This is a genomic window from Deltaproteobacteria bacterium (assembly GCA_020845895.1).
Taxonomy (GTDB): Bacteria; Lernaellota; Lernaellaia; order JACKCT01; family JACKCT01; genus JADLEX01.
Map to the genome: position 1 here is coordinate 1 of JADLEX010000004.1, position 21,838 is coordinate 21,838.

Annotated in this window: 16 protein-coding genes and 1 tRNA gene; 11 read left to right on the forward strand and 6 right to left on the reverse strand. The window is 63.0% G+C overall.

The window, feature by feature from the left end:
* The first annotated feature begins 679 nt into the window (after nucleotides 1-679).
* The gene (locus IT350_00175; GenBank protein MCC6156439.1) at nucleotides 680-2,731 is read left to right on the forward strand and encodes an FG-GAP repeat protein; all 2,052 of its coding nucleotides are present in this window, start codon (nucleotides 680-682) and stop codon (nucleotides 2,729-2,731) included.
* Nucleotides 2,700-3,983, forward strand: coding sequence for a hypothetical protein (locus IT350_00180; GenBank protein MCC6156440.1), 1,284 nt, complete (start codon nucleotides 2,700-2,702; stop codon nucleotides 3,981-3,983). The genes IT350_00175 and IT350_00180 overlap by 32 nt, the downstream gene beginning before the upstream one ends.
* Before the next feature lie 393 nt (nucleotides 3,984-4,376).
* Here IT350_00180 and cysK read toward each other — a convergent pair whose 3' ends face one another.
* Nucleotides 4,377-5,336 carry a cysteine synthase A gene (gene cysK / locus IT350_00185; protein ID MCC6156441.1) on the reverse strand — a complete coding sequence of 320 codons (960 nt, stop codon included), beginning with the start codon at nucleotides 5,334-5,336 and terminating at the stop codon, nucleotides 4,377-4,379.
* 331 nt (nucleotides 5,337-5,667) lie between these two features.
* Here cysK and IT350_00190 point away from each other — a divergent pair, with 331 nt between their 5' ends.
* The 8 genes from IT350_00190 to IT350_00225 all read left to right on the forward strand — a co-directional run bounded on the left by IT350_00190 (nucleotide 5,668) and on the right by IT350_00225 (nucleotide 15,531).
* Nucleotides 5,668-6,660 carry a polysaccharide biosynthesis/export family protein gene (locus tag IT350_00190; protein ID MCC6156442.1) on the forward strand — a complete coding sequence of 331 codons (993 nt, stop codon included), beginning with the start codon at nucleotides 5,668-5,670 and terminating at the stop codon, nucleotides 6,658-6,660.
* 10 nt (nucleotides 6,661-6,670) lie between these two features.
* On the forward strand, nucleotides 6,671-9,010 hold the full coding sequence (locus tag IT350_00195) for a polysaccharide biosynthesis tyrosine autokinase (GenBank protein MCC6156443.1): 2,340 nt from the start codon (nucleotides 6,671-6,673) through the stop codon (nucleotides 9,008-9,010).
* A 205-nt stretch (nucleotides 9,011-9,215) separates the two neighbouring features.
* Nucleotides 9,216-11,192 (forward strand): peptidyl-prolyl cis-trans isomerase, encoded by a 1,977-nt coding sequence (locus tag IT350_00200; protein MCC6156444.1) that lies wholly within the window; start codon nucleotides 9,216-9,218, stop codon nucleotides 11,190-11,192.
* An 87-nt stretch (nucleotides 11,193-11,279) separates the two neighbouring features.
* Nucleotides 11,280-11,352, forward strand: a tRNA-Ala gene (locus tag IT350_00205).
* Nucleotides 11,353-11,507: 155 nt separating this feature from the next.
* On the forward strand, nucleotides 11,508-12,485 hold the full coding sequence (gene thiL, locus IT350_00210) for a thiamine-phosphate kinase (GenBank protein ID MCC6156445.1): 978 nt from the start codon (nucleotides 11,508-11,510) through the stop codon (nucleotides 12,483-12,485).
* Nucleotides 12,486-12,500: 15 nt separating this feature from the next.
* Complete coding sequence (locus IT350_00215; GenBank protein ID MCC6156446.1) at nucleotides 12,501-13,511, forward strand: hypothetical protein; 1,011 nt, start codon at nucleotides 12,501-12,503, stop codon at nucleotides 13,509-13,511.
* On the forward strand, nucleotides 13,508-14,515 hold the full coding sequence (locus IT350_00220) for a hypothetical protein (protein ID MCC6156447.1): 1,008 nt from the start codon (nucleotides 13,508-13,510) through the stop codon (nucleotides 14,513-14,515). Before IT350_00215 ends, IT350_00220 begins: the two co-directional genes overlap by 4 nt.
* The gene (locus IT350_00225) at nucleotides 14,512-15,531 is read left to right on the forward strand and encodes a hypothetical protein (protein ID MCC6156448.1); all 1,020 of its coding nucleotides are present in this window, start codon (nucleotides 14,512-14,514) and stop codon (nucleotides 15,529-15,531) included. The genes IT350_00220 and IT350_00225 overlap by 4 nt, the downstream gene beginning before the upstream one ends.
* Before the next feature lie 15 nt (nucleotides 15,532-15,546).
* On the opposite strand, the gene IT350_00230 is transcribed toward IT350_00225, so the two are convergent.
* On the reverse strand, nucleotides 15,547-16,593 hold the full coding sequence (locus IT350_00230; GenBank protein MCC6156449.1) for a radical SAM protein: 1,047 nt from the start codon (nucleotides 16,591-16,593) through the stop codon (nucleotides 15,547-15,549).
* Between the two features lie 215 nt (nucleotides 16,594-16,808).
* Here IT350_00230 and IT350_00235 point away from each other — a divergent pair, with 215 nt between their 5' ends.
* Entirely contained in the window at nucleotides 16,809-17,081 is a 273-nt protein-coding gene (locus IT350_00235; protein ID MCC6156450.1) for a hypothetical protein, read from the forward strand.
* Between the two features lie 27 nt (nucleotides 17,082-17,108).
* Here the strand turns inward: IT350_00235 and IT350_00240 are convergent, their stop codons facing one another.
* The 4 genes from IT350_00240 to IT350_00255 form a co-directional block, all read right to left on the reverse strand.
* A complete protein-coding gene (locus IT350_00240) occupies nucleotides 17,109-18,236 on the reverse strand; it encodes a (Fe-S)-binding protein (GenBank protein ID MCC6156451.1) in 1,128 nt (375 codons plus the stop codon).
* Nucleotides 18,237-18,238: 2 nt separating this feature from the next.
* On the reverse strand, nucleotides 18,239-19,672 hold the full coding sequence (locus IT350_00245; GenBank protein MCC6156452.1) for an FAD-binding oxidoreductase: 1,434 nt from the start codon (nucleotides 19,670-19,672) through the stop codon (nucleotides 18,239-18,241).
* Nucleotides 19,673-19,684: 12 nt separating this feature from the next.
* Nucleotides 19,685-21,253 carry an FAD-binding oxidoreductase gene (locus tag IT350_00250; protein MCC6156453.1) on the reverse strand — a complete coding sequence of 523 codons (1,569 nt, stop codon included), beginning with the start codon at nucleotides 21,251-21,253 and terminating at the stop codon, nucleotides 19,685-19,687.
* Between the two features lie 140 nt (nucleotides 21,254-21,393).
* Nucleotides 21,394-21,795: a hypothetical protein gene (locus IT350_00255; GenBank protein MCC6156454.1), complete on the reverse strand. Its 402-nt coding sequence runs from the start codon at nucleotides 21,793-21,795 to the stop codon at nucleotides 21,394-21,396.
* Nucleotides 21,796-21,838: the final 43 nt, after the last annotated feature.

Here is a 21,838-nt window from a genome sequence, read left to right on the forward strand (position 1 = left end):
TCCGCCCTCAATGCGGGCGCGGAGCTTGACCGGAAAGAGGGCGTGGCGTAACCATGTTTAACCGAACCGCCGATCCACTTTCCACGGAGAATGGGACAGGCTCAGTGAAGAGTGAAGCGCCTTGTTTTGCGACATGAGCATCCAGAAACCTCTTGACAGAGTTAACCGAGAGGGATATTAGCGGAACATGGTTCAATTGCGACTAAATAGCACTTCGCAGGTGGTGGGTTTTCGCATGGGCGGAGCTGGTCGCCAAAAACAGCGTGATATCGCAATTCGCCGCCATGCCTCTCAAGCGGTTTCAAGACGAAACCAGGAAGCACGGCGACTCCATCGCCAAGACGAAAAGGCAGATCGTCGCGGGAATAGAGAAGCTCGATCCCAATCCCGCCAAACCGCAATTCATGCCTTTCCGCCGAAACCTTGGCGAAGGTGGGCTCAAAGGCTAGGAACTCGGCGGTCCGGCTTCGCTCACAACGAGCGCCAAGATCAAGCAGAACGGGATCGGCAAGCCCCAGCCGAAGAAGATGCTGATCTCCGATCTACAGAAGTCACTCTCCATCGACAAGAAGGCGGTGCAGGCAGTCGAGGAAGCGCTGTGGAAAAGCGAGACGAGAATGGCTTGACTCTTGTTAGGGGAGGGATACATTACCCCAAACATCTTACACCGAGACGAATGATGGCGATGCCCCGAGACCGATTTGCGAAGCACGTCCTTAGTGGATGCGTGTTCATCCTTCTTGTTGCGTGCAGTGAGCCGGAAAATATGCAAGACACCGTCATTTTCTTAGAGAGCGTGGACGACTCGCAAACCATCTCCAACGAAGCGAAGCCACACAACGCGTTCCAGTCGCCTGTAGGCATTGACGACGTTAGTGCGTCTATATTTTCCGATTGGTTTCTTTACGGCGAACAGGCATATGCCCAGCTTGGGCATTCCGTGAGTTTATCCGGGGATTTCAACGGCGACGGATATTCCGACTTGCTTGTCGGTGCCTATGAATACGACGCGGGCCTTGAAAACGAGGGTGTAGCAATCGCCTTCTATGGTTCCGAATTCGGGCCATCGCTCGTTTCAGATTGGTCGGCGGAGGGGAATCAGGCTGGCGCGCGTCTCGGTGTTGTTGTTGATGGGGGCTGCGACTACAACGGGGACGGTTACGATGACGCGCTCGTCGGCGCTTACCGCTACGACAACGGACAATCCGATGAAGGACGTGCGCTGATCTACTTCGGCTCCGCTGACGGCCTTGAATTCTCGGCTGGGTGGACATTTGAGTCAAATCTCAGTCCTGCACGAGCCGGTTCCACGGTCGCTTGTGCCCGTGACGTTAACGGTGACGGGTACGACGACGCACTCGTCGGAGCGGAACAGTTCACCAACGGCAGTGCGAATGAAGGCCGCGCGTTCCTTTTTCTCGGTGGCCCTTCCGGCCCCTCAACTACGGCGGACTGGACATTTGAGCCGAATCAGAACCAAGTCAATTTGGGTTCACGATTCAGTCTGAGCACCGCCGGTGATGTAAATGGCGACGGCTATGACGACATCATTCTTGGCGGAAAAAATTACGACAATGGGCAATCGGACGAAGGCCGAGCTTGGCTTTTCTATGGTTCGGCTAGTGGCCCGGCCGTCACGCCGGATTGGACATTCGAGAACAACCAAGCGAACAGCCACTTGGGGGAGACCGTTGCGGGTGGCGGAGATCTCAACGGGGACGGGTACGCCGACTTCGTAATTGTTGCGCCAGATTATGATCGTGGAACCGTTTATCTTTTCTACGGGTCCGACGTTGGTCCGACCTCCGCTCCGTCCTTGACAATAAGCGGAGAAGACATGGGAACCGTTGGCGACGGTCGCTTCGGAGCCGGTATTTCGGTCGCCGGAGACCTGAACGGTGACGAATACAATGACCTTGTCGTGGGAGCACCGCGATATACAGACGACTTTCTCTCCCAGGAGAAAGGCCGGGTGCGCTACGCTTATGGGAGTTCGTCGGGCCTTTTAGTCTCGTTTTTTGCCTTGGGTGCTTGTGATCAAGGATATTGTGGCTGGGGACAGTCCGTCGATATCGGCGGGGATGTCGATGGCGACGGGCTTTCCGATATTCTAATTGGTGGAGACGGCTGGAATGACTCCTACGCTGATGAAGGACGCGTAGATTTTTTCTTTGGCTCGACCACTACGCCCACTACGACCACGACGACGACCACGACGGCGACCACGACGACGACCACGACATCAACAACAACTACTTCCACCACCACGTCGAGTAGCACGACAACGTCGTCCTCAAGTACGACGACATCGACAAGCAGCACAACAACGACTTCTTCTAGTACAACAACATCGTCGAGCACCACTACGACGGCTCCGACGACCACAACGACACTCCCGGGAACCACCACAACAACAGTACTTGGAACAACAACGACCACGTCGCCCGGATCGACGACCACGACGACGCTGGGAACGACGACGACGATTCCGACGTCAACCACAACAACGAGCACAACCCAGGCAACCACCACCACGACGGAACCAACAACCACCACTACCGAGCCAACTACAACAACGTCTGTACCGGCGACAACCAGCACCACGACAACCACGATGGGCGGTGACGACAACAACGTGGACGATGATGCAACAGACGACGAATCGGACGACGACGTGGACGGTGGCGAAGGGGGCGGCGGTGACGACGGAGGTGGTGGCTGTGCGTGCTAAAGAGCAATTAAGGAGTGTTGAGATGATCAGACGATACATCGATGTTGCGATCTTACTGACCTCGTACGTATTGCTGGCGTGCGCTTTCGGATGCGCTAAGTCAACTCCAAAGGCGTCACTGCCCCTGATCAGCGGTTCGATACCAATTTCCCTTGACGAAAAACTTAACGGCTCTAAGGAGCTTCTTATCAACGACAGTGGCAATCTCCATGTAAATCTGGACTCAAAATATGCCTTTTATGCTGGTATTGACTGGAAATATTATAAGTATCCCAAACACGGACTCCTTCCAACCACTGCAACGGCAATGACTTTGCACAACAATGCGGCGGCTGTTCTTGCGACTCAGTGGCTTGACTCAAAATCTCAAGCTACGCAAGGAGACTTGGTGGTTGGGACACTACAGGGACAAGATATTGTTTTCCGTTCAGTAAAAAAGAGTCCCGACCTAAAGGTAATTGGAAAGTACATTGATTTCGACAGAAATGGGGACGAACGTCTGATATATTTCTTAGGAGGACAGTCCGAATCTGATTCAATGTCACATATCCCATTTTACTACAAACGAATAACCAAAACCGACAAAGACGAGAAAACCATTGGGATCCCGCGCAATCTTCTTGTCTACGACCCCGTGTTTGCTTTGGATAGTCAAGGCTTTGAATATGTCTTTTATTTGAATTTTGCCAATAACAGCGTTCGCGGCGACTATGACCTTTACGTTCTCTCCGTCGGGGATCAACGAAAATTGGGCCGCTCCTGTCGTCACGGTTATTCGCTAACGACATCAGCCGACGGCATTTGGGCCGCTTACACAGACGTTTTGGAAAGAAAAACTCGTGTTCTCCACTATCAGAAAGGAATGCTGTCGGAAATGTTCGTGGTTGATTCAGGCGCGGGAGTGACCGGAGTCGATGTCGCGATGGATCCTGACGGATCTCTTTGGATCGCGTACCTGCCGATCAGTTCGGATGGACGGGCGACGAATCTGAACGTCGCCAACCTACGTGGGGAAACACTCAAGAAGTACCGCTTAATCGAGAACTCGGTCGTGGGTGAGCTTGAACTTCCGAGAATTTCCATCAGTAAAAACGGCAAGACCGCAATCAGCGCGTGGTCGAAGGGCGCTGGATCGACACTGATTTACATCTACAACGCACCCAATGACGCAATCCGAGGATTGACGGCACTCGAGTCCGTGGAAGTCAAGCCAGAGAAAACGGGGATACCAGCACCAGGGAGTAAAGAGTAGATTTCAACGCCGACCGGATTCGACGCCGGATACCTGCCGGGTTTCGAGGAGCGCGAGGACGAGGTCAACTGACTCGTCAACGGGTGGGTCGAGCAGGACATCAAGCCGTGCCTCACCCCCGGCTTAATGGAATATTGGCGCGAGAGCCGGTCACCCTATTGCGGTGCGTTCGGCGAAACCGTCATCGACGACGAGATCGCGGCGCTGTTGGCCGACAACCCGGCGGCGGGCGATCCTTCGACTTCGCCCTGATTTGCCGGGCATGGCCTCTGAACAATACGGATGAAAAATTCGAACCCGGAAACGCGGCGTTTCCGGGTTCGAGATTCTGGAGGACGGGTCGTTGGTTGTCGGGCCCGTTCGAGCCGTGAGACGGCCCCTAAAACCGGCGCACTACTCGAACAAGCCGTCGTACAGGACGGAGGACAGATACCGCTCGCCCGAGTCGGGCAGAACGGTCACAATCGTCTTGCCTTCGAATTCCGGCAGCTTCGCGAGGCGGATGGCCACCGCCGCCGCCGCGCCGCACGAGATGCCCGCGAGGATGCCTTCCTCGGCGGAGAGCCGCCGCGCGTACTGGATGGCTTCTTCGTTCGTCACGGTCTCGACGCGGTCCACGACGGACAGGTCGAGCACGTCGGGCACGAACCCCGCGCCGATGCCCTGGATCTTGTGCGGACCGGGCTTGAGGTCTTCGCCCGCGCGCTTCTGCGTGATGACCGGCGAATCGGCCGGCTCGATGGCGACGGAGACGATCTTCTTGCCCTTGGTGTTCTTGATGAAGCGCGACACGCCCGTGATGGTGCCGCCGGTACCGACGCCCGACACGAGCACGTCGATCTCGCCGTTCGTGTCGTCCCAGATTTCGGGACCGGTCGTCGATTCATGGATCGCCGGGTTCGCCGGATTCACGAACTGACCCGCGACCCAGAACTTGCCCGGGTTTTCCTGCACCAGTTCGTTCATGCGCTCGATAGCGCCCTTCATGCCCTTCGCGCCCGGCGTGAGCTCGAGCTTCGCGCCGAAGACCTTGAGGATCTTGCGCCGTTCCAGCGACATCGTCTCGGGCATGGTCAGCGTCACGCCGTAGCCGCGCGACGCGCCCACGTAGGCCAGCGCGATGCCGGTGTTGCCGCTTGTCGCTTCGAGAATCTCCATGCCGGGCTTGAGCGCGCCGCTTTTCTCCGCGTCCCAGATCATCGCCGCGCCGATGCGGCACTTGACCGAATACGCCGGATTGCGCCCTTCGATCTTCGCGAGCACGCGGGCCTTCGCGCCGTCGGTGACGCGGTTGAGTTGGACGAGGGGCGTGCGCCCGATGGAAAAACTGTTGTCCTTATAGACGGCGGCCATGGAAAACCTCCCGATGAGCCCGGATATGAGTTGTTTCGATTTCGCGCTTGCCGTGCCCCCAAGCCCCGGCGAAGTCAAATCTCGATCATGTCGATCAAGATTATTGGAATCTATGCCCGCAGGATCGGCGCGTCAAGGGAAATTTCGGTGCTCGCGGAAAAATTCCAACCGGGTCGAAGCGAATCGACTCGGAGTTTCCCCGATTCGGCGGCAGGTCCCTGGGAGGGAAAAATCGCGCAAACGCTTGTATCCACGCGGAGTTTCCCCTAATGTCATTGCCCAATCGAGAGAGGACGACACGCGTTTGCGGACCCGTTTCGACATTCGTTTTGTGACGGCAATCGCGGTCGCCTCGTACCTGTGCGTTTCGTGCGCGAAAAAACCGCCCGAGCCGCTCGTTTCGCCGGGCGAACTCGGCCCGCCGGTCGCGACCGACGCGGAACTTGCGCAGAACGCCGACGCCCTCGTTCAGCAGGCAAAGCGCCACCGCCATACCTACAAGATCGGTCCGGACGATGTTTTGCGGCTCGTCGTGTGGCAACGCGAGGATCTGTCGAAAGAAGGCGTGGTCCGCGACGACGGCACGTTCTACGTCGCGCTCGCGGGCAATGTTCCGGTCGCGGACCTGTCCGTCGCCGAGGCGCAGGACGCCGTGCGTCAGGCGCTGGCGAAGTATTTGCGCGACCCGCAGATCGATCTCGAGGTCAAGGAGTATCGCAGTCAGAAGTTCTTCGCGTCGGGGCAGTTCCGCAATCCCGGCGCGTACCCCGTCAAGGGTACGACGACGCTGCTAGAGGCGATCCACGACGCGGGCGGCGTGACGGAGACCGGCAACCTCGGCGGCGCGTATCTGGTGCGCGGCGGGCAGGTGGTGCCGATCGACTTCGTCGGCATGTTCACGCGCGGGCAGACCGGCCAGAACATTCCGCTCGCCGACGGCGACATGGTGTACGTGCCGAGCATTCAGGCGACGCGCGTGTTCGTACTCGGTGAGGTGATTCGGCCGTCCGGCGTGCCGATCCGCTCGGGACGTATCACGCTGGCGCAGGCGATCGTCGACGCGGGCGGCTTCAACGAGGTCACGGCGTACAAACGCGGCATCAAGATCATTCGGGGCGGTATCGGCTCGGCGAAGGTGATCGAGGTGAACTACGACGACGTGCTCAAGGGAAAGCGCGTCGATCTGATGATTCTGGAACCCGGCGACATCGTGTACGTGCCGGCCTCGGGCCTCGCCAAATGGGACCGGGTTCTCGGACAGATTTTGCCCAACCTCTCGCGCATCGTGGTGGACGCCGCCGCGATCGACGCGATGAATCGCTGACGGACGCAACGTGGCGGAGCAGCCGCACACGGGCGACGTTCACCTCACCGACTACCTGCGCGTGCTGGTACGGCGGCGCTATGTCGGCCTGCTCGCGTTCCTGACCGTCTTCGTTTCGGTCTCGATCCACACCTTCCTTGCCGTGCCGATCTACGAGGCGTCGGCGACGGTGCAGATCAAGGACGCGTCGAACAAGAACATCCTGTCGGAGCTGGTGCAGCTCGATCGGACCAACCCGATCGCCGAGGAAATCGAGATCATCAAGAGCCGCACCGTGGCCGAGGAGGTGGTGCGAAAGCTCCGGCTCGACACGGTGCTCATCAGCTTCCCCGCCGGCGTCGGCCTGGAGTTTTCAGCGCTCGACGTCGGTCGCCGCATGAAGGGCCGCGTCTTCACGCTCACGCTCGACAACGAGGACGGGGACTTCACCGTCGCCGGCAAGGACGGCGAGCTCGGTCGCGGGCGGATCAACGAGCCGTTCGTCGCGAACGGCGATCGCGCCGACGAGTACGTGAAGTTTCTGCTGGGCGGCGGGCCCGCGGTGCCCGGCGTATGGTTCCGGTTTCAGCAGCCGATGTTCCGACAGGCCGTGGCGAATATCCAGGGAAATATCGACGTGCGCCCGGTCGGCGACAAGACGAACATCCTGCGCGTCGTCTACCGGGACGCGAATCCGGACACCGCCCGCGACGTGGTCAACGCGGTCGTGGATACCTACCGCAAGCGCAACATCGACGAAAACGCCGCCGAAGCCCGGGAGACGCTGAAGTTCATCGAAGCGCAGCGCGAGGCGCTGCAGGCCGGTCTCGAGGAAAGCGAGATGCGCCTGCGCGACTTCAAGACCGAAAACAACGTCATGTCGCTGCCCGACGAAACGACGTCGATGATCCACAGCTACGCCGAGTTCGCGGGCGAGCGCAGTCGGCTGGAGATCGAGGAACGGCATTACGCGTCGATTCTGGGCGCGCTCGACAAGTCGGGACCGACGGGGTTCTCGCTGCCCTCGGTGAACCGGGAGAACACGGTGCTCTCGAACCTCGCGCTCACGCTCTCCGACCTGCAGGGCAAGCGCCAGGAACTCGTCGCGGACTTCACGGAGGATCACCCTGATGTGAAGAAGATCGACGAACAGATCGCCGATCTGCGCGGCAAGATCCGCGAGGTGGTGGAGACGACGCTCGTCACGATCAAGGCGCGCATGGCCGAAATCGACGACATTCTTCAGCGTTTTTCCGACGAGATGAAGACGCTGCCCGACAAGGAGCGCTCGCTCGCCGAGCTGGTCCGCGCCAAGGAAGTGAACAGCGAGATCTACACGTTCCTGCTGCAAAAGCGCGAGGAAGCGCGCATCACCGAGGCGGCGACGATCGGCAATATCCGCATCATCGACGAGGCGCAGCAGCCGTTGCGACCGATCTCGCCCAATGTGCGGCTCAACCTCATGCTCGGGTTTGTCGCGGGGTTGCTGCTCGCGATCGGCGTCGCGTTTTTCCTCGAGTTCATCGACGACTCGCTCAAAAGCACCGAAGAGGTGGAGCGGTTCGTGAAGCGTCCGATCTACGGCATGATCCCGCGCATTCCGGACAAGCGAGCGCTGGAAGGCGGTGAACCTTCCCCGGCGTCGGCCAACCTCGTCACGCACCACAGCCCCAGGTCGCCGATCTCCGAGGCGTTCCGCACGCTGCGCACGAACATCCACTTCGCGAATCCCGACGTGCCGATCCGCGAGCTGCTCATCACGTCGGCCGGGCCGTCCGAAGGCAAGAGCACGATCGTCTCGAACCTGGCGCTCACGATCGCCAATACGGGCAAGAAGACGATCCTCATCGACTGCGACCTGCGCAAACCCAACGTGCACAACTTCTTCGATCTTTCGCGCGACCCCGGCGTCACGACCATCCTGTCGGGCGAGGCCGACTGGCGCGACATCGTCCATCCCACGCAGACCGAGAACCTCTTCGTCCTGCCCTCGGGACCGATTCCGCCGAATCCGACCGAGATGCTCAGCTCGCACGCCATGCGGGAAATGATGGAGACCTTCCGGCGCGAGTTCGACATGATCCTGCTCGACTCGCCGCCGGTCGTGGCCGTGACCGACGCCGCGATCCTGTCGAGCTTCGTGCACTCCACGCTGCTCGTGGTGGAGCTGGGGCGCAGTCGCGGCGCGGGGGTCAACCGGGCGATCGACCTGCTCGAAAAGGTGAACGCCAACCTTCTGGGCGTCATCACCAACAGCATCTCGTCGGGATATCGCTACGATTACGGCGGGTATCACTACTATTACTACTACGCCGACGGCGAGAAGAAAAAACGACGCAAACGCCGGGGCGGACGGTACGGATACTACTGACGCGCCGCGCGTTTTGAGCGGCCAAGCCGCGCGAATTTTCGAGCCGCGGCGAGCCCGCTGTCGACGCCCGATTTCAGCGGAAAACCCAGTGTTTTCAAGGCTCTCGGCCGCCTTGCTTTTGCGAGGGTGCTGACCCATAATGCGCCGCCCCGAGCGGGGTGGTGGGGTCCTTTTTTCTCGTTCTGATCGCGTCACCGAGGTCGCCATGCTGGCATTTTTGCGGCGAAACGCCGGGTCCCGGCTCATCAAATTTCTCCTGGGCGCCATCGCCCTGTCGTTCCTGATCGGCTTCGGCGCGATGTCGTACGTCAGCCGTGCGAACCGCGCGTCAGATGGCGCGCGTCACGCCGACAGCGTGGCCACGGTCGGTGATCGGCCGATCAGCCGCGAGGTGTTTTTGCGCCGTCTCGAGGACCTCAAGAAGACCTACACCAGCCAGGGTCTGCCGTCCGACTCCGAGATTTTCAACAGCCCGTTTTTCCTGCGTTCCGTCCTGGGGCAACTCGTCGATCAGACGTTGCTGCAACTGTCGGCGACCGATCTGGGCCTCGCGGTCACGGAGCAGGAGATCGCCGACTACATCCGCCTGTCGGGCGGATTCGTCGAGAATGGGCAATTCAGCAAGGACCGACTGCTCAATTACCTGCGGCGTTCGGGCATGTCGCTCGAAGATTTCGAGTCGGCGATCCGCTATGAACTGCTGGGCGACAAGGTCTCGAACCTGCTGCGCGCCTCGGTGGTGGTAACCGACGAAGAGGCGTGGCAGGAATTCCGTCGCGACCGCGAGAAACGCTCGCTGCGCGTGGTCAAGGTCGAGGCGTCGAAGCTGGATTTCGATCCGGCGTCCATCGCCGACGACGAGCTGAAGGCCGCGTACGACGCCGACGCCGAGGCGTGGCGCGAGCCCGAGCAGCGTCGCCTCACCTACTTCTCCATCGACTTCAAGCCGTTCATGGAAGACGTCGAGGTGACGGACACCGATCTGCGCGCGAAGTACGACGCCGACCCGAAGAAGTATTCGGCCAAGGAGCAGGTGCGTTACAGCCGCATTCGCGTGGCGTTCCCCGAGAGTGCGACCGAGGCGCAAAAGGCCGAGGCCCGCAAGAAAGCCGACGAGGCCCGCGCCGCGGCCGCCGCGCCGGGCGCCGACTTCGCGCAGGTTGTCGCGCAGGTGAGCGATGACATCGCGAGCCGCGCGCAGGGCGGCGACATGGGTTTCGCCGAACGCACCGCGACGCCGCGCGAACTCGTGACCGTGGCGTTCGGCCTGACCGACGGCGCGGTGTCGGAAGTCATCAAGACGAATGACGCGTTCGAGATCGTGAAGCGCACCGAGGCCCGCGAACCCGGGCCGAAGCCCTTCGACGAGGCCAAGGACCAGATCCGGTTCGAGCTGGAGCTCGCGCAGGCGAAGGCCAAGCAGAAGGAGGCGATCGAAAAGGCGTACGCGCAAATCACCCCCGGCACCGATATCCGCGACTTCGCCTCGAAAAACGAATACGAGGTGGGCTCGACGCCGCTCTTCGCCGCGGACGCGGGAATCCCCGGCATGGAGAAGGGTCCGCAGATCGCCAAACTCGCGTTCGAGATGTCGAAGGAAGAGATTTCGAAACCCTTCGAGGGATTCTCGAAGTGGTACATCTTTCAGCTCGCCGAGATTCGCGAGGCTCGCCTACCGTCTTTCGACGAGGCGAAGGATCGCGTGCGCGTCAAGCTCGCGGAAAAGAAACGGCAGGAGATGGCGGCCGCGAAGGCGAACGACGCGCTCGCGCACGTGAAGTCGAGCGCGAAGACGCTGGACGCGGTGGCGGCGGAACTCGGCGCGACGGTCGTGGACACCGGCGAGTTCGCGATGTCGTCGCGTTCCGTGCCGCAGCTCGGATTCGTGCAGGGCTTCGCCGAGGCCGCGTTCGCCGTGCCCGACGGGCAGGAATTCCCCGCGCAGCCATTCGCGTTTTCCGATGGGGCGATCGTCTTTCAGGTGACCGGCCGCGCGGCGGCGGCGCGGGCCGATTTCGAGGCGCAGAAAGACGACGTGAAGCAGGCCGCGCTTCAGGCGAAGCAGGCGGAGTTCCTCGGCGCGTGGGTGGCGCAGTACCGCGAGAAGTATCCCGTGGTCGAGAATCAGGCGTTCTGGGGACGCATCGCGCAGAACGAAAAGTCCGGCGCGCCGGCGAATTGATCGAGGCGCAAACCGCGCGATCGACAAACGTGCGTCGTGAACGTTGACGGGGGAAATGGGCCGGTGCTATAACGCGCCGGTTTTCGGGGGGCTGTAGCTCAGTTGGAAGAGCGCCTGAATGGCATTCAGGAGGTCGACGGTTCGATCCCGTTCAGCTCCACATCGTTTTCGATGCGGCCGTCTCCCCGGAGACGGCTTCGTTATTTTCGCGCTTTGCGCCGCGCAAAGGTTATGGTGGCCCGGGTTCGATGTCTTGTCCGAACCACTGGTCCTTTCGTACAGTGCGGATGAACGACCCGCGGGCGGGCGGTGAGCATGGGTTTTGAAACCGAGTGGATCGAGCGCCTCATCCAGATGTTCGGACGCACGGGCCGGGGGCTGGCGATGGGGATCGGTTCCGACTGCGCCGTGCTGGCGCAGCCGCTCGCGGCCACGCTCGTGAGCACCGACACGCAGGTCGAGGGCGTGCACTTCGACACCGCGTTCATGACCTTCGCCGACGTGGGTTATCGCGCGGTCACGTGCGCGCTTTCGGACCTCGCCGCGGGTGGGTGCGACGCCGATCTGCCCTTTCTCGTGTTTCTTTCGGCGGCATTCCCGAACCGGCTTTCGGGCGCGGATCGGGAGCAGATCGCGGAGGGGATCGGCGACGCACTGCGCGAGCACGACGCCACGCTCGCGGGTGGCGACACGGTCCTCACACCCGGACCCGTCACCATCACGGCAACGGTGATCGGGCAGGCGCGCAGGCCGCTGCATCGCGGCGGCGCGCGCCCGGGCGATGCCGTGTTGGTCGTCGGTCACCTCGGCGGCGCCGGCGGGGCGCTGCACCTGTTTCACACGCAGCAGGCTACCGAACATGACGATGATCTGCTCGCGGCGTACCGACGTCCTCGCGCGCTGCTGCGGATCGGCGGCGTTCTCGCGTCGGTGGGTGCGTCCGCGTGCGCCGACGTCTCGGATGGTCTGATGCTCGATGTCTCGCGCATCGGCGAGCGAAGCGGCGTGGCGCTCGAACTCGACCTCGACCGATTGCCGATCCATCCCGCGCTCGTCGCGCACGCCGCGTTCGACGACGAACGGCGTATGAATCTCGCCGCGACATTCGGCGACGACTACGCGCTCGTCGCGACCTCGCCGGCGGGCCGTGTCGAGGCGATCGAACGGGCTGTCGCGCGCGCGGGCACCCTCTGTACAACCGTCGGACGGTGCGCCGAGGGTGCCGCCGGAGAGGTCCGCGCGACGTGGCGCAAAGAGCCGTATCGCCCAGAGCGGCCGGGCTATGAGCACTGACGCGGCGCGGGCGTCATGACGCGCACGCACGCACGTTTGCTCGCGTTCTTCGGATCGATCGTGTTCGGTCTGCTGCTGGCCGAGGCTGTCGTCCGCGTGTTCGCGTTCGATTGGCGCTTCGTCTCGCGGCTGCTGTATTTGCAGAGCGCCGAGTTGCCGAGCCACGAGGTCGATCCCTCGCCGGAGCTGCACTACCGGCTTCGCCCGGGCGTTGTCGATCATGGGCCGCATCGCGTGTCCGTCAATTCGCTCTTTGCGCGAAGTCCCGAGCGGCCCGTCGCGAAAGCGCCCGGAACTTTTCGCGTCATTGTCGTGGGCGGGTCGAACGCATACGGGGCGATGGTCCAGGACGACGAGACTTGGCCCGCGCGGCTGGAGGACGAACTGAATCGCGTCGGCGGGGCGGAGTTCGAGGTGTGGAATTTCGGGACGTCGGCCTACGTCACGAGCCAAATGGTCGCGCGGGCGGCGTGGGCGCTCGAACACCTCGCTCCGGATCTCGTCATCATCGCGCTCAGCAATCTCGGTTCGCCGGGATTCATCCCCGGTCGCGGAAACGAGGAACTCTTTCGCGGCACTCCGTGGCTCTGGTACCGGTATGTCTTCGATGTCCGTCTTCAAGGCGACCACACCTGGCTGGACGATCGGACGTGGCTGTGGTGGATCACGCACGCGCGCGCGTTTCGCATGTTCCAGTTGACGCGGGTCGAGCGAAACGGAGTTCCGCCGTTGCAGCAATCGCCCGATGAGATTTACGGACGCGCCAAGCTGCACATTTTTCTGAATTCGACCCGCACCCAGGTGAAAACCGCGATCTTCGTCTGCCCGGCGATCACCGAAGCGATGGTCGCCGGGTACTGGCAGGGCCTGGATGTGCCCGCGCACGTGCTGACCGCCGACGACAAGCCGGCGACGTGGAAGGCGATCCATCCGCAGCCCGAGGTGCTGGCGTGGTACGCGCGTGAACTCGCCGCGTGGCTGACGCGTGAAGGACTCGTGCCGGGTGCCGGGGAGGCGATGCCATGAGACGTCGACGGATCTTCGCGGCGGCGGCATTCGCGCTCGCGAGCGCCTTCGCCCTGACGCTGGGCGAGTTCGTCGTGCGTGTCTTCGATCTCGACGAGCGATTCCTGGAAAAATACGTCTATCTGCAGGGGGGCATGTTCGAAATCCATCAGGCCGACAACAACCCCAAGCTGCTCTTTCGCCTCAAGCAGGGATCGCTCGACTACAACCACTTCCGCGCGTCGGTGAACCGTCATCTCGCGCGCGGAAAGGAGTATGAAAAAGAAAAGCCGCCCGGCGTGTACCGCATTGTCACGCTCGGAGGATCGAACGTTTTCGGCGCGGAGATCAACGACGACGAAACCTGGCCCGCGCGCGTCGAGCAAAAGCTGCGCACGCTGACCGACACGCCGATCGAGGTGTGGAACTACGGCACGTCGGCTTACGTCTCGATTCAGATGGTGGAGATCGCGCGGCAGACGATCGACGAGCTTGCGCCCGACCTCTACGTCTTCGCGTTCTCGAATATCGGCGCGCCGGGCTTTCAGGCACTTTTGCCCAAGCTCCCGATCTTCGACGCGAATCCCACATTGTGGTTCGACTACGTCTTCGATCCCGGCATCATCCACATCCCGGGCGTGTGGGAGGAGCGCGAGACGCTGGCCGCGGTGCGTCGCTCGCGTCTGTTCCGTTACGCACTCATGAGCGCGGTCGCCCGAGCGAACCCGCGTCGCTGGCAGGCGATCGACTACGAGGCGCGGGCGATCCGCGACTTCCGCGCCTTCGTCGAGGAGTCCCGCGGCCGGGTAAAGATCGCCGTCTTCATCTGCCCCGCGGCGGGATTGCCGATGTTCGAACCGTACTGGGCGGGACTCGACTTGCCCGTTTACGTGCTGACCGCCGACGGCATGCCGCGCGAGTACATCCGCATTCATCCGCCAGCGTATGTCATGCCGTGGTACGCAGACCACCTTGCGCCGTGGCTGATCGAACGCGACCTGGTCCCCGGCCGATCCGCCCCATGAGCGGCGGCGGTCTTCCCGCTCGCGTCGCCGCACTCGCAGTCGGCATCGCGGTCGCCGTCCTGCTCGCCGAGGCGGTTATCCGAATCTCGAACGTGGACGAGCGCTATCTCGCGCGCTACGTCTACCGCGCCGCCTCTGACGTCGAGTGCCACGAGCCCGTCGACGATCCGGAACTGATATTTCGCCTGAAGCCCGGCCTGCACGCGACCGGCGGCTATCCGATCTCGATCAACCGTCATCGCGCGCGCGGGCCGGAACGCGATGCGGTGCGGCCGCTGGGCACGCTGCGCGTCGTCACCGTCGGCGGGTCCAACGTGTACGGCGCGGACGTGCGCGACGACGAGACGTGGCCCGCGCGGCTCGAAGGTGCTCTGCGCGCGCGCGGAGTCGCCGCCGAGGTGTGGAACTTCGGCACGTCGGCGTACGTGCCGACGCAGGACGTGGCGATTGCGCGCGAAGGCGTCGCGACCCTCGATCCCGACATCATTCTGATGACACTCTCCAACACCGGCGCGCCGGCGTTCCTGCAGGGTGCGCCGGTCGGGCCGCTCGTCTCGCGGCACCCGCAGCTCTGGTTCGACCTCGTCGTGCACGACCGATTCGCGTCGTGGCCACCGGGGCCGCATTCGTGGCACCTCGGGCTCGTTGCGCACTCGCGACTGTGGCGATTCGCGATGCTCGCGATGGGCGATCTCGCGGGCGACCGACAGAAGGCGATCAAGGACCCCATCTGGGAGCGTCGCAACGTGGAGTCGTTCCGGCGATTCGTCGCCGAGCCGCAACGCGCGCGGGTCGCCGTTCTGCTCACGCCGGCGATCGATCCCCGCATGTACGACGCTTACACGCATCTGATCGATGTTCCCGTTTTCCACCTGCGGGCCGAGGGACTGCCGCCCGAGTATCGCGAGATCCATCCTCCGGCGCATGTACTGGCGTGGTACGGCGAGCGCATCGCCGAGCGGCTGATCGGCGCGGGTATGGCGGAAGTTTCGAAGGAAGTGAACGGCGCGAAATGACCGACGCGCGCAGCGCTACAGGAAATCCCCGTGGGGACGGTCCGAGCGCATCATGTATTCGAATAGCCGGTTGTAGTGGTCGTAGCGCATGTAGCTGGTATGCCCCACGCAGATGTGGGCGCACGCGCGCGTATCGATGTGCCGCAGGATGCGCGCTCGGCGTTCGCCGTGCCAGAGATCGGCGAGGCCGGAATCGTAAACGGAACCGAAGCTGAACTTCTTCTGGCCGCGCGTGGAGCAGCACGCATACATTTCCCCGTTGGCGCACAGGATCGCGACGAGGTGGTGCCCCTTGCAGATCGCGTAGGGCTTCTTGTTCGGCCCTTCGTCGAAGTTGTAGGTTTCCCAGCCGAAAATGCGGAAACCGTTTTCGTCGAGCAGCAGCGCGCGCTGATAGTTCGCTTCGATCGCCGTGTAGTCGGCCGGGTTGAACACCTCGTCGGGCGCGATCACGCGCTTGAACGCCACGTAACGACAGCCCGCTTCCTTCGCGCGGTTCGCCGCCACCACCATCTCGTGGTAGGTGTTCGGATGAATCACGTAGATGATGCCCGTGAAGACGTGAGCGGCCACCGCCGTGATGCCGTCCCAGATTCGCGCATATGAGCCGATCGGGTCCTTGGGCTGGTGCACCGACGCATGCGTCTCGGCCGATCCGGCGTCCACCGAAACGCGCAGCCATGAGCACGTCTCGCGGATCACGTCGAGGTTTTTCAGGATGCCTTCGCCGTTCGTGATGATGCCGACGGGCAGGCCCGCCGCGTGGATGTGGCGCAGCAATTCCTCGATCCATGGATAAATCAGCGGCTCGCCGCCGCCCTTGAGCACGATCGAGCGCACGCCCATCGCGGCCGCCTCGTCGATCACGCGAAACAGCACCTTTTTTTTCAGATGGCCCTTGTGGATCTCGCGGTGCGTCTGATCCACGCACCACACGCAGTCGTGGTTGCAGGCGTTGGTCGGGTCGATCTCGAAGGTCACGGGCGGAGGAAGGCCGCCGTCGATGACCTCGCGGATGCGATCGATGTGGTTGTAGATCTTGAATTCGGAAAACTCGTGCATCGCGTTTCGCCCGAACGTTTGCCAACGGTCGCATGGCGCCTTGCCGAACTATTCGGCAGATGCGCGAATCAGCATGAGGAAAGTGCCCATATCATCGGATCTTTTCGCGCTTCGTGCTATAGGGGTCACGGCGCGTGCCGCGTCCCGATCCCTGAAAATGCCGGTTTTGGTGGGAGGTTTCACCACGAATCGGCCAAATTCGTGGAGGTGCTCCAATGCAACAGCCGTCCCGTCTGCTCGTTTCGCTTCTGGTGCTCGTCGCCGTGCTGCTCGCGGCGAATCTGGTCGTCAACCTGATCGGGCGAGAAACGCCGACCCCGGCCTACGCCGACATCGTCAGCGGCAAGAACTACTTTTCGACACATTCGCCAGACGGTCGCACCGTGTTCCTGTGGTACTACGACTATTCGGGAGCCCCATCGGAGTCGAACGCTTATATCCGCTACCTCGGCCAGATCGCCGTGGGCGGCACGTTTTCGAAGCAGTAGACTTCAGACGCACCGCGCGAGCACGCGTCAGACGCACCGCGCGAGGACGTTGACGAGGTCGAGCACCTCGAGTTGCGGCTCGACGGACTCGAACTGGCGGCGGCAGTTCGAGCACGAGGTGATGAGCACGGTCTGCGGATGCTCGCGCGCCTCCTCCAGACGGGAATTCGCGATGGCCGTCGCCGCATCGGGATTGGTGACGGTCAGGCCGCCGAATCCGCCGCAACACTCGCTCTTACGCCCATTTTGCGAAAACTCGGTGAGCGGTTCGCGCAGCACGTGTTTCAGGATATTGCGCGGCTCCTCGGTCACGCCCAGTTGCCGCGAGAGCACGCACGGGTCGTGGTACATGGCGCTTTGCGGGAACGTCCGCGAAACGCGCAGGCGACCTTCCTCGATCAGCGGCCACAGGAACTCGCTGATGTGGTGGATGCGCGGCGGCATCTTGAGCCCGAGCTGCGCGTACGCGAACTTCAGCTCGTACACGCACTGCGGCGACCCGGAAATGATCGTCTTGTAGCGCGACAGCTCGCCCGCGAGACGTTTCGCGTTTTTTTCGTATTCGGCGCGCAAGCCGAGCTGGCGCAGCGGCGCGCCGCAGCACATCGCCTCGCCTTCGTAACAACTGACGTAATCGATGCGCATGGCTTCGAAGACGCGGCAGGTGTCCTGCAGTACGGAAGGATGGTGATAGATGGACCCGCAGCCCGCGAAATACACGGCCTGTGCGTCGCGCACGAAGTATTCGTCTGAGACCTGCTGGCGCAGCCGTGCGCGCAGATCGTCGCCGTAGGGATTGTTGTGCTGCGACCAGAACTGGCGGAACTCGGCCACCTCGTGGGGCTCCAGATCGGCGGACACCGCGTATTCGCGCGCGGCAAGCATCACGGGCGGCACGTCGATGCCGTGGTCGCAATACTCCTGGCACAGTCCGCACGACGCGCACTGGTACATGACGTACGCGATTTCGCGGTTGAACTCGATGTGTCCCTCGGAGACCAGGTGCAGCAGCGACTGGCGGCCCCACGGTGTAAACGTTTCGTTGGAGGTCGCGTTCGCGACCGGGCAGGCGAAGCGGCACATCTTGGGGCAGAAGGTGCAGAACTCGATTTCGCGATGATGCGCGTCGAGCACTTTGCGGATCTCGGGGGCCATCGTCACCTCGCTTCCGGCGGCGCGGCGGCCGCCATGAGCTTGCCGGGATTCAGGATGCCGTGCGGGTCGAGGCGCTTCTTGAATTCGCGCAGCCGGTCGGCGAACGGACCCGCTTCTCGCTCGTGCGCGTGGATGCGCCGCGTGCCCACGCCCAGGTGACGCGAGATCCCGGCGCCCGCGGCCATCGCCGACTCGCAGGCCCGGCCGAGCGCCGCGTTCCACGCCTCGTCGCCCGCTCCGTTTGTCCGGCCCGTCACGCACAGCGTGAGCGCCGCGCCGTTGGCGTCGGGGCCGGAAACGCCGGCGGTCACGTCGCCCACGTCCGCCAGCGCGTTGCGCGCGGCATCGTAGATCGCCCCGAGATCGCCCCAGGTGGCGGACAGGTCAACGGATTCGAAATTCATACGGGCTTCGGCCAGCGCGGGCGCGACGCGGAACTGCTCGGCGAAGGGCCGGTCGATCCACCACCTGGCGAAGGACTCGTCGATCAGCCGCCCGCCGTGATGGTGCACGCACTCGATTGCCATCTCTTTTTCGAGATCCACACGTCGGGGATTGCCCTCGAACATCGCGCAAAGCACAAAACCGTCCGGCGGCGGCAGATCAGGGTCCGTGAAAAACGCGCGCGCGTCGGCCGGGTCGGCGAGCCGCGCTCCCGCCGGGCGGATGCCGTCGCGGCAAACGGCGCGCAGGGCGTCGGCGCCCTCGGCGAACGTGGCGAATCGCGCGGCGACCAGTGTTCTCGCCGCGGGCAGCATGTGCACCCTCATCGTGGCGCGGAAAATGATGCCGAGCGTGCCCTCGCTGCCGAGCAGCAGATGATCGAAGTCGGGTCCCGTGGCCGAGCGGGGCGAGGGAAAGGTCTTGACGATCAGTCCGTCGGGCAGCACCGCGCGCATGTTCACGACCTTGTCCACGAGGCGGCCGTAGCGCTCGGTGGCGTGGCCGCCGCCGCGCACGGCGAGCGCGCCGCCCATGGTCGAAGCCGGGTGCCGAAACGCGAACGCTCCCAGCGTGAATCCCTTGCGCCGGAGTTGGCGCTCGAGCTGCGTTCCCGTGATGCCCGCCTGGGCCGCGACGATGAGCGCGGTTTCGTCAAGCCAGATGACGCGGTTCATCCGCTTCATGTCGCAAACGATTCCGCCGCCCACGGTCCGCACGCCGCCGCGCACGCCCGTGCCGCCGCCGTACGGGATGATCGGGATCTTCCAGTCGTTCGCGAGCCGAATAAGTCGGCTGAGCTCCTCGGCGGTTTCCGGCCACACGACGAAATCGGGACGCTCGGGCAGCCGTCCCGAACGCCAATCCCACTCGGCATCCGCGCCCAGATCGCGCGCATACACGGAGGCTACGGCGGGGGAGTGCGAGATGCGGTCCGCGCCGAAGATCTCGCGCAGCCGGTGCACCAGTTCCAGATTTCCCGCCAGTCGCCGCAACACGGCCCCCGTTTACGCGAGCCCCAACTTGCCCGGATTGAATCGATTCTCCGCGTCCATCACGGACTTGAGCGTCTCGAACACCGGGAACCACTCGCCGAGTTCCCTGCGCAGATACTCGCCTTTCGACAGCCCGATCCCGTGGTGGTGACTGATGGTCGCCTTGACCGCCATCGCCGCCGTGAGCGCCGCGTGCCAGATCGCCTTGTGTTTGCGTTCGGCCTCGGTCGCGTTGGGCGCGGACGAGAGAAATGTAAAGTAGATCGAGCCGCCATCGGGATACGCGTGAGAAAAGTGCGCCATCACGAACGCGAGCGGGCGGATCGCCGCGCGCACCGCGTCGTAAAGCGCGGGGAGGCGCGTCCACGACGCCGCCACCTCGATCGTGTCCACGAACGCGCCGTTGTAAAAGACCTTGCTCATTTTGTAGCTGACGTGGTGACGGTTCCTGAACCACTTCATCGCGGGTTCGGGCCCGCGGTTGATGCCGCCGAGTCGATCGCACAGGTGCTGCGTCGCCTCGAACTCGTAGTCGGTCAGGCGCGTTTCACCCTCGAACATCAGCACCATCAGGCACTCGCCCTTCGAAAGCTTTTCGAGCTTGTTGCCGATCTCGGCGTATCCCGCCACGAAGCGCTGCGTGCGACGGAACGCTCGCGGGATGAGCGTGCGAAGGCGCGTCTCGATCTGTTGGACGGGGATGAAATCCATCAGGCCGGAACCGCCTGAGTCCTCCTCCGCGCCGCTTTTACCGACCATGAGCGTGTCCAGCGGATCGTACAGGCGCATCGCCGCCGGACGCAGGTCGTTTTGCATCACGAGCCGCATGGCCTCGACGCCCGTGCGCACGTCGGAAAACTCGTAGGCGAGGAACCTTCGCTGGGCCGGCGCGGGCCAGATTCGGCAGGTTGCCTCGGTGACCACGCCGAGGGTCCCTTCGCTGCCGAGCACGATCTGCTGCCAACTCGGCCCCGCGCCGCCGTGGGGCACGGCGGGGGTCCGGGCAATCGTACCGTCCGGCAACACGAACTCGAGACCGAGGACCATGTCCTCGATCTTGCCGTATTTCGACGAGCACTGCCCCGCGCTGCGTGCCGCGACCCAGCCGCCGAGCGTGGAGCAGTGAATCGACGACGGGAAGTGCCCCATCGTGAATCCGCGCCGGTTCAGCTCCATTTCGAGCGTCTGGCCCATGATGCCGGCCTGCGCGCGAACCGTGAGATCCCGGTCGTTCACCTCGAGGATGCGGTGCATCCGTTTGAGGTCGAGCATCACCCCGCCGCGAATCGGCATCGTTCCGCCGCACACGCCGGAGCCCGCGCCGAACGGGATCACCGGCATGTTGAAGCTGCGCGCGAGGTCGATGACGGCCACGACCTCCTCGGTATTCGCCGGATGCACGATCAGGTCGGGGAAGTGACGCAGCGAGCCCTCTGCGTAGTGCATGAGGGTGACCGGGTACATGTCGCGGGCGTAGAGCCAGCGGTCGTGATCGGCAACGGAGACCGCCCCCGCCCCGAGCCGCGCGATGAAGACGTCCACGATTTCGGGCGGCGCGGGATTCGGGAGCCTCGATACCATGTGTCCTCGTCGGGGCCGACGTTCTCGTGGGGAACCGCGCGGGCCGGGCACATGGGAAACCGCGCGGCCCTTCGAGTCTTAGGGGCCGCGACGCGGCGTGTCAAGGCGAAACGGGGGCTCGGAAATCCCCGGGAATCGGCTCACTCCGGCGCGCCCGCGTCGATCCATTCGCCGAGCTTTTCACGCTCCTCGTCCGGCGGGAAATCCCCGGGCGTTTCTTCGGGCGGCATAGCCTTGAGTTCCACCGCCTGCGTGCGGATTTCGTCGAGCTGCTCCACGACGGCATCGTAATTGTCGAGAACAAAGGGCACGTCTTCGTCGAGGGGCGCGACGTGGCAATGCAGGCAGTACGTCTCGAAAAAGTCCTTCGCGAAGTTTTCGTACGTCAACGTCGTGCCGGCGTCATCGTCAGCGTCATCGTCGTCGCCTGCCGTATCGTCGTCGTCGTCTCCTCCGCCTCCGCCGCACGCCCCGGCCGCGGAAAGGAATGCAATGAGGACCATCCAGATGAAGACAAACCGTTCCACGCTTCGTTGCCGCATGAGATAACCTCTAAAAGCGAATCCGTGTGCATAGCACAAGCCA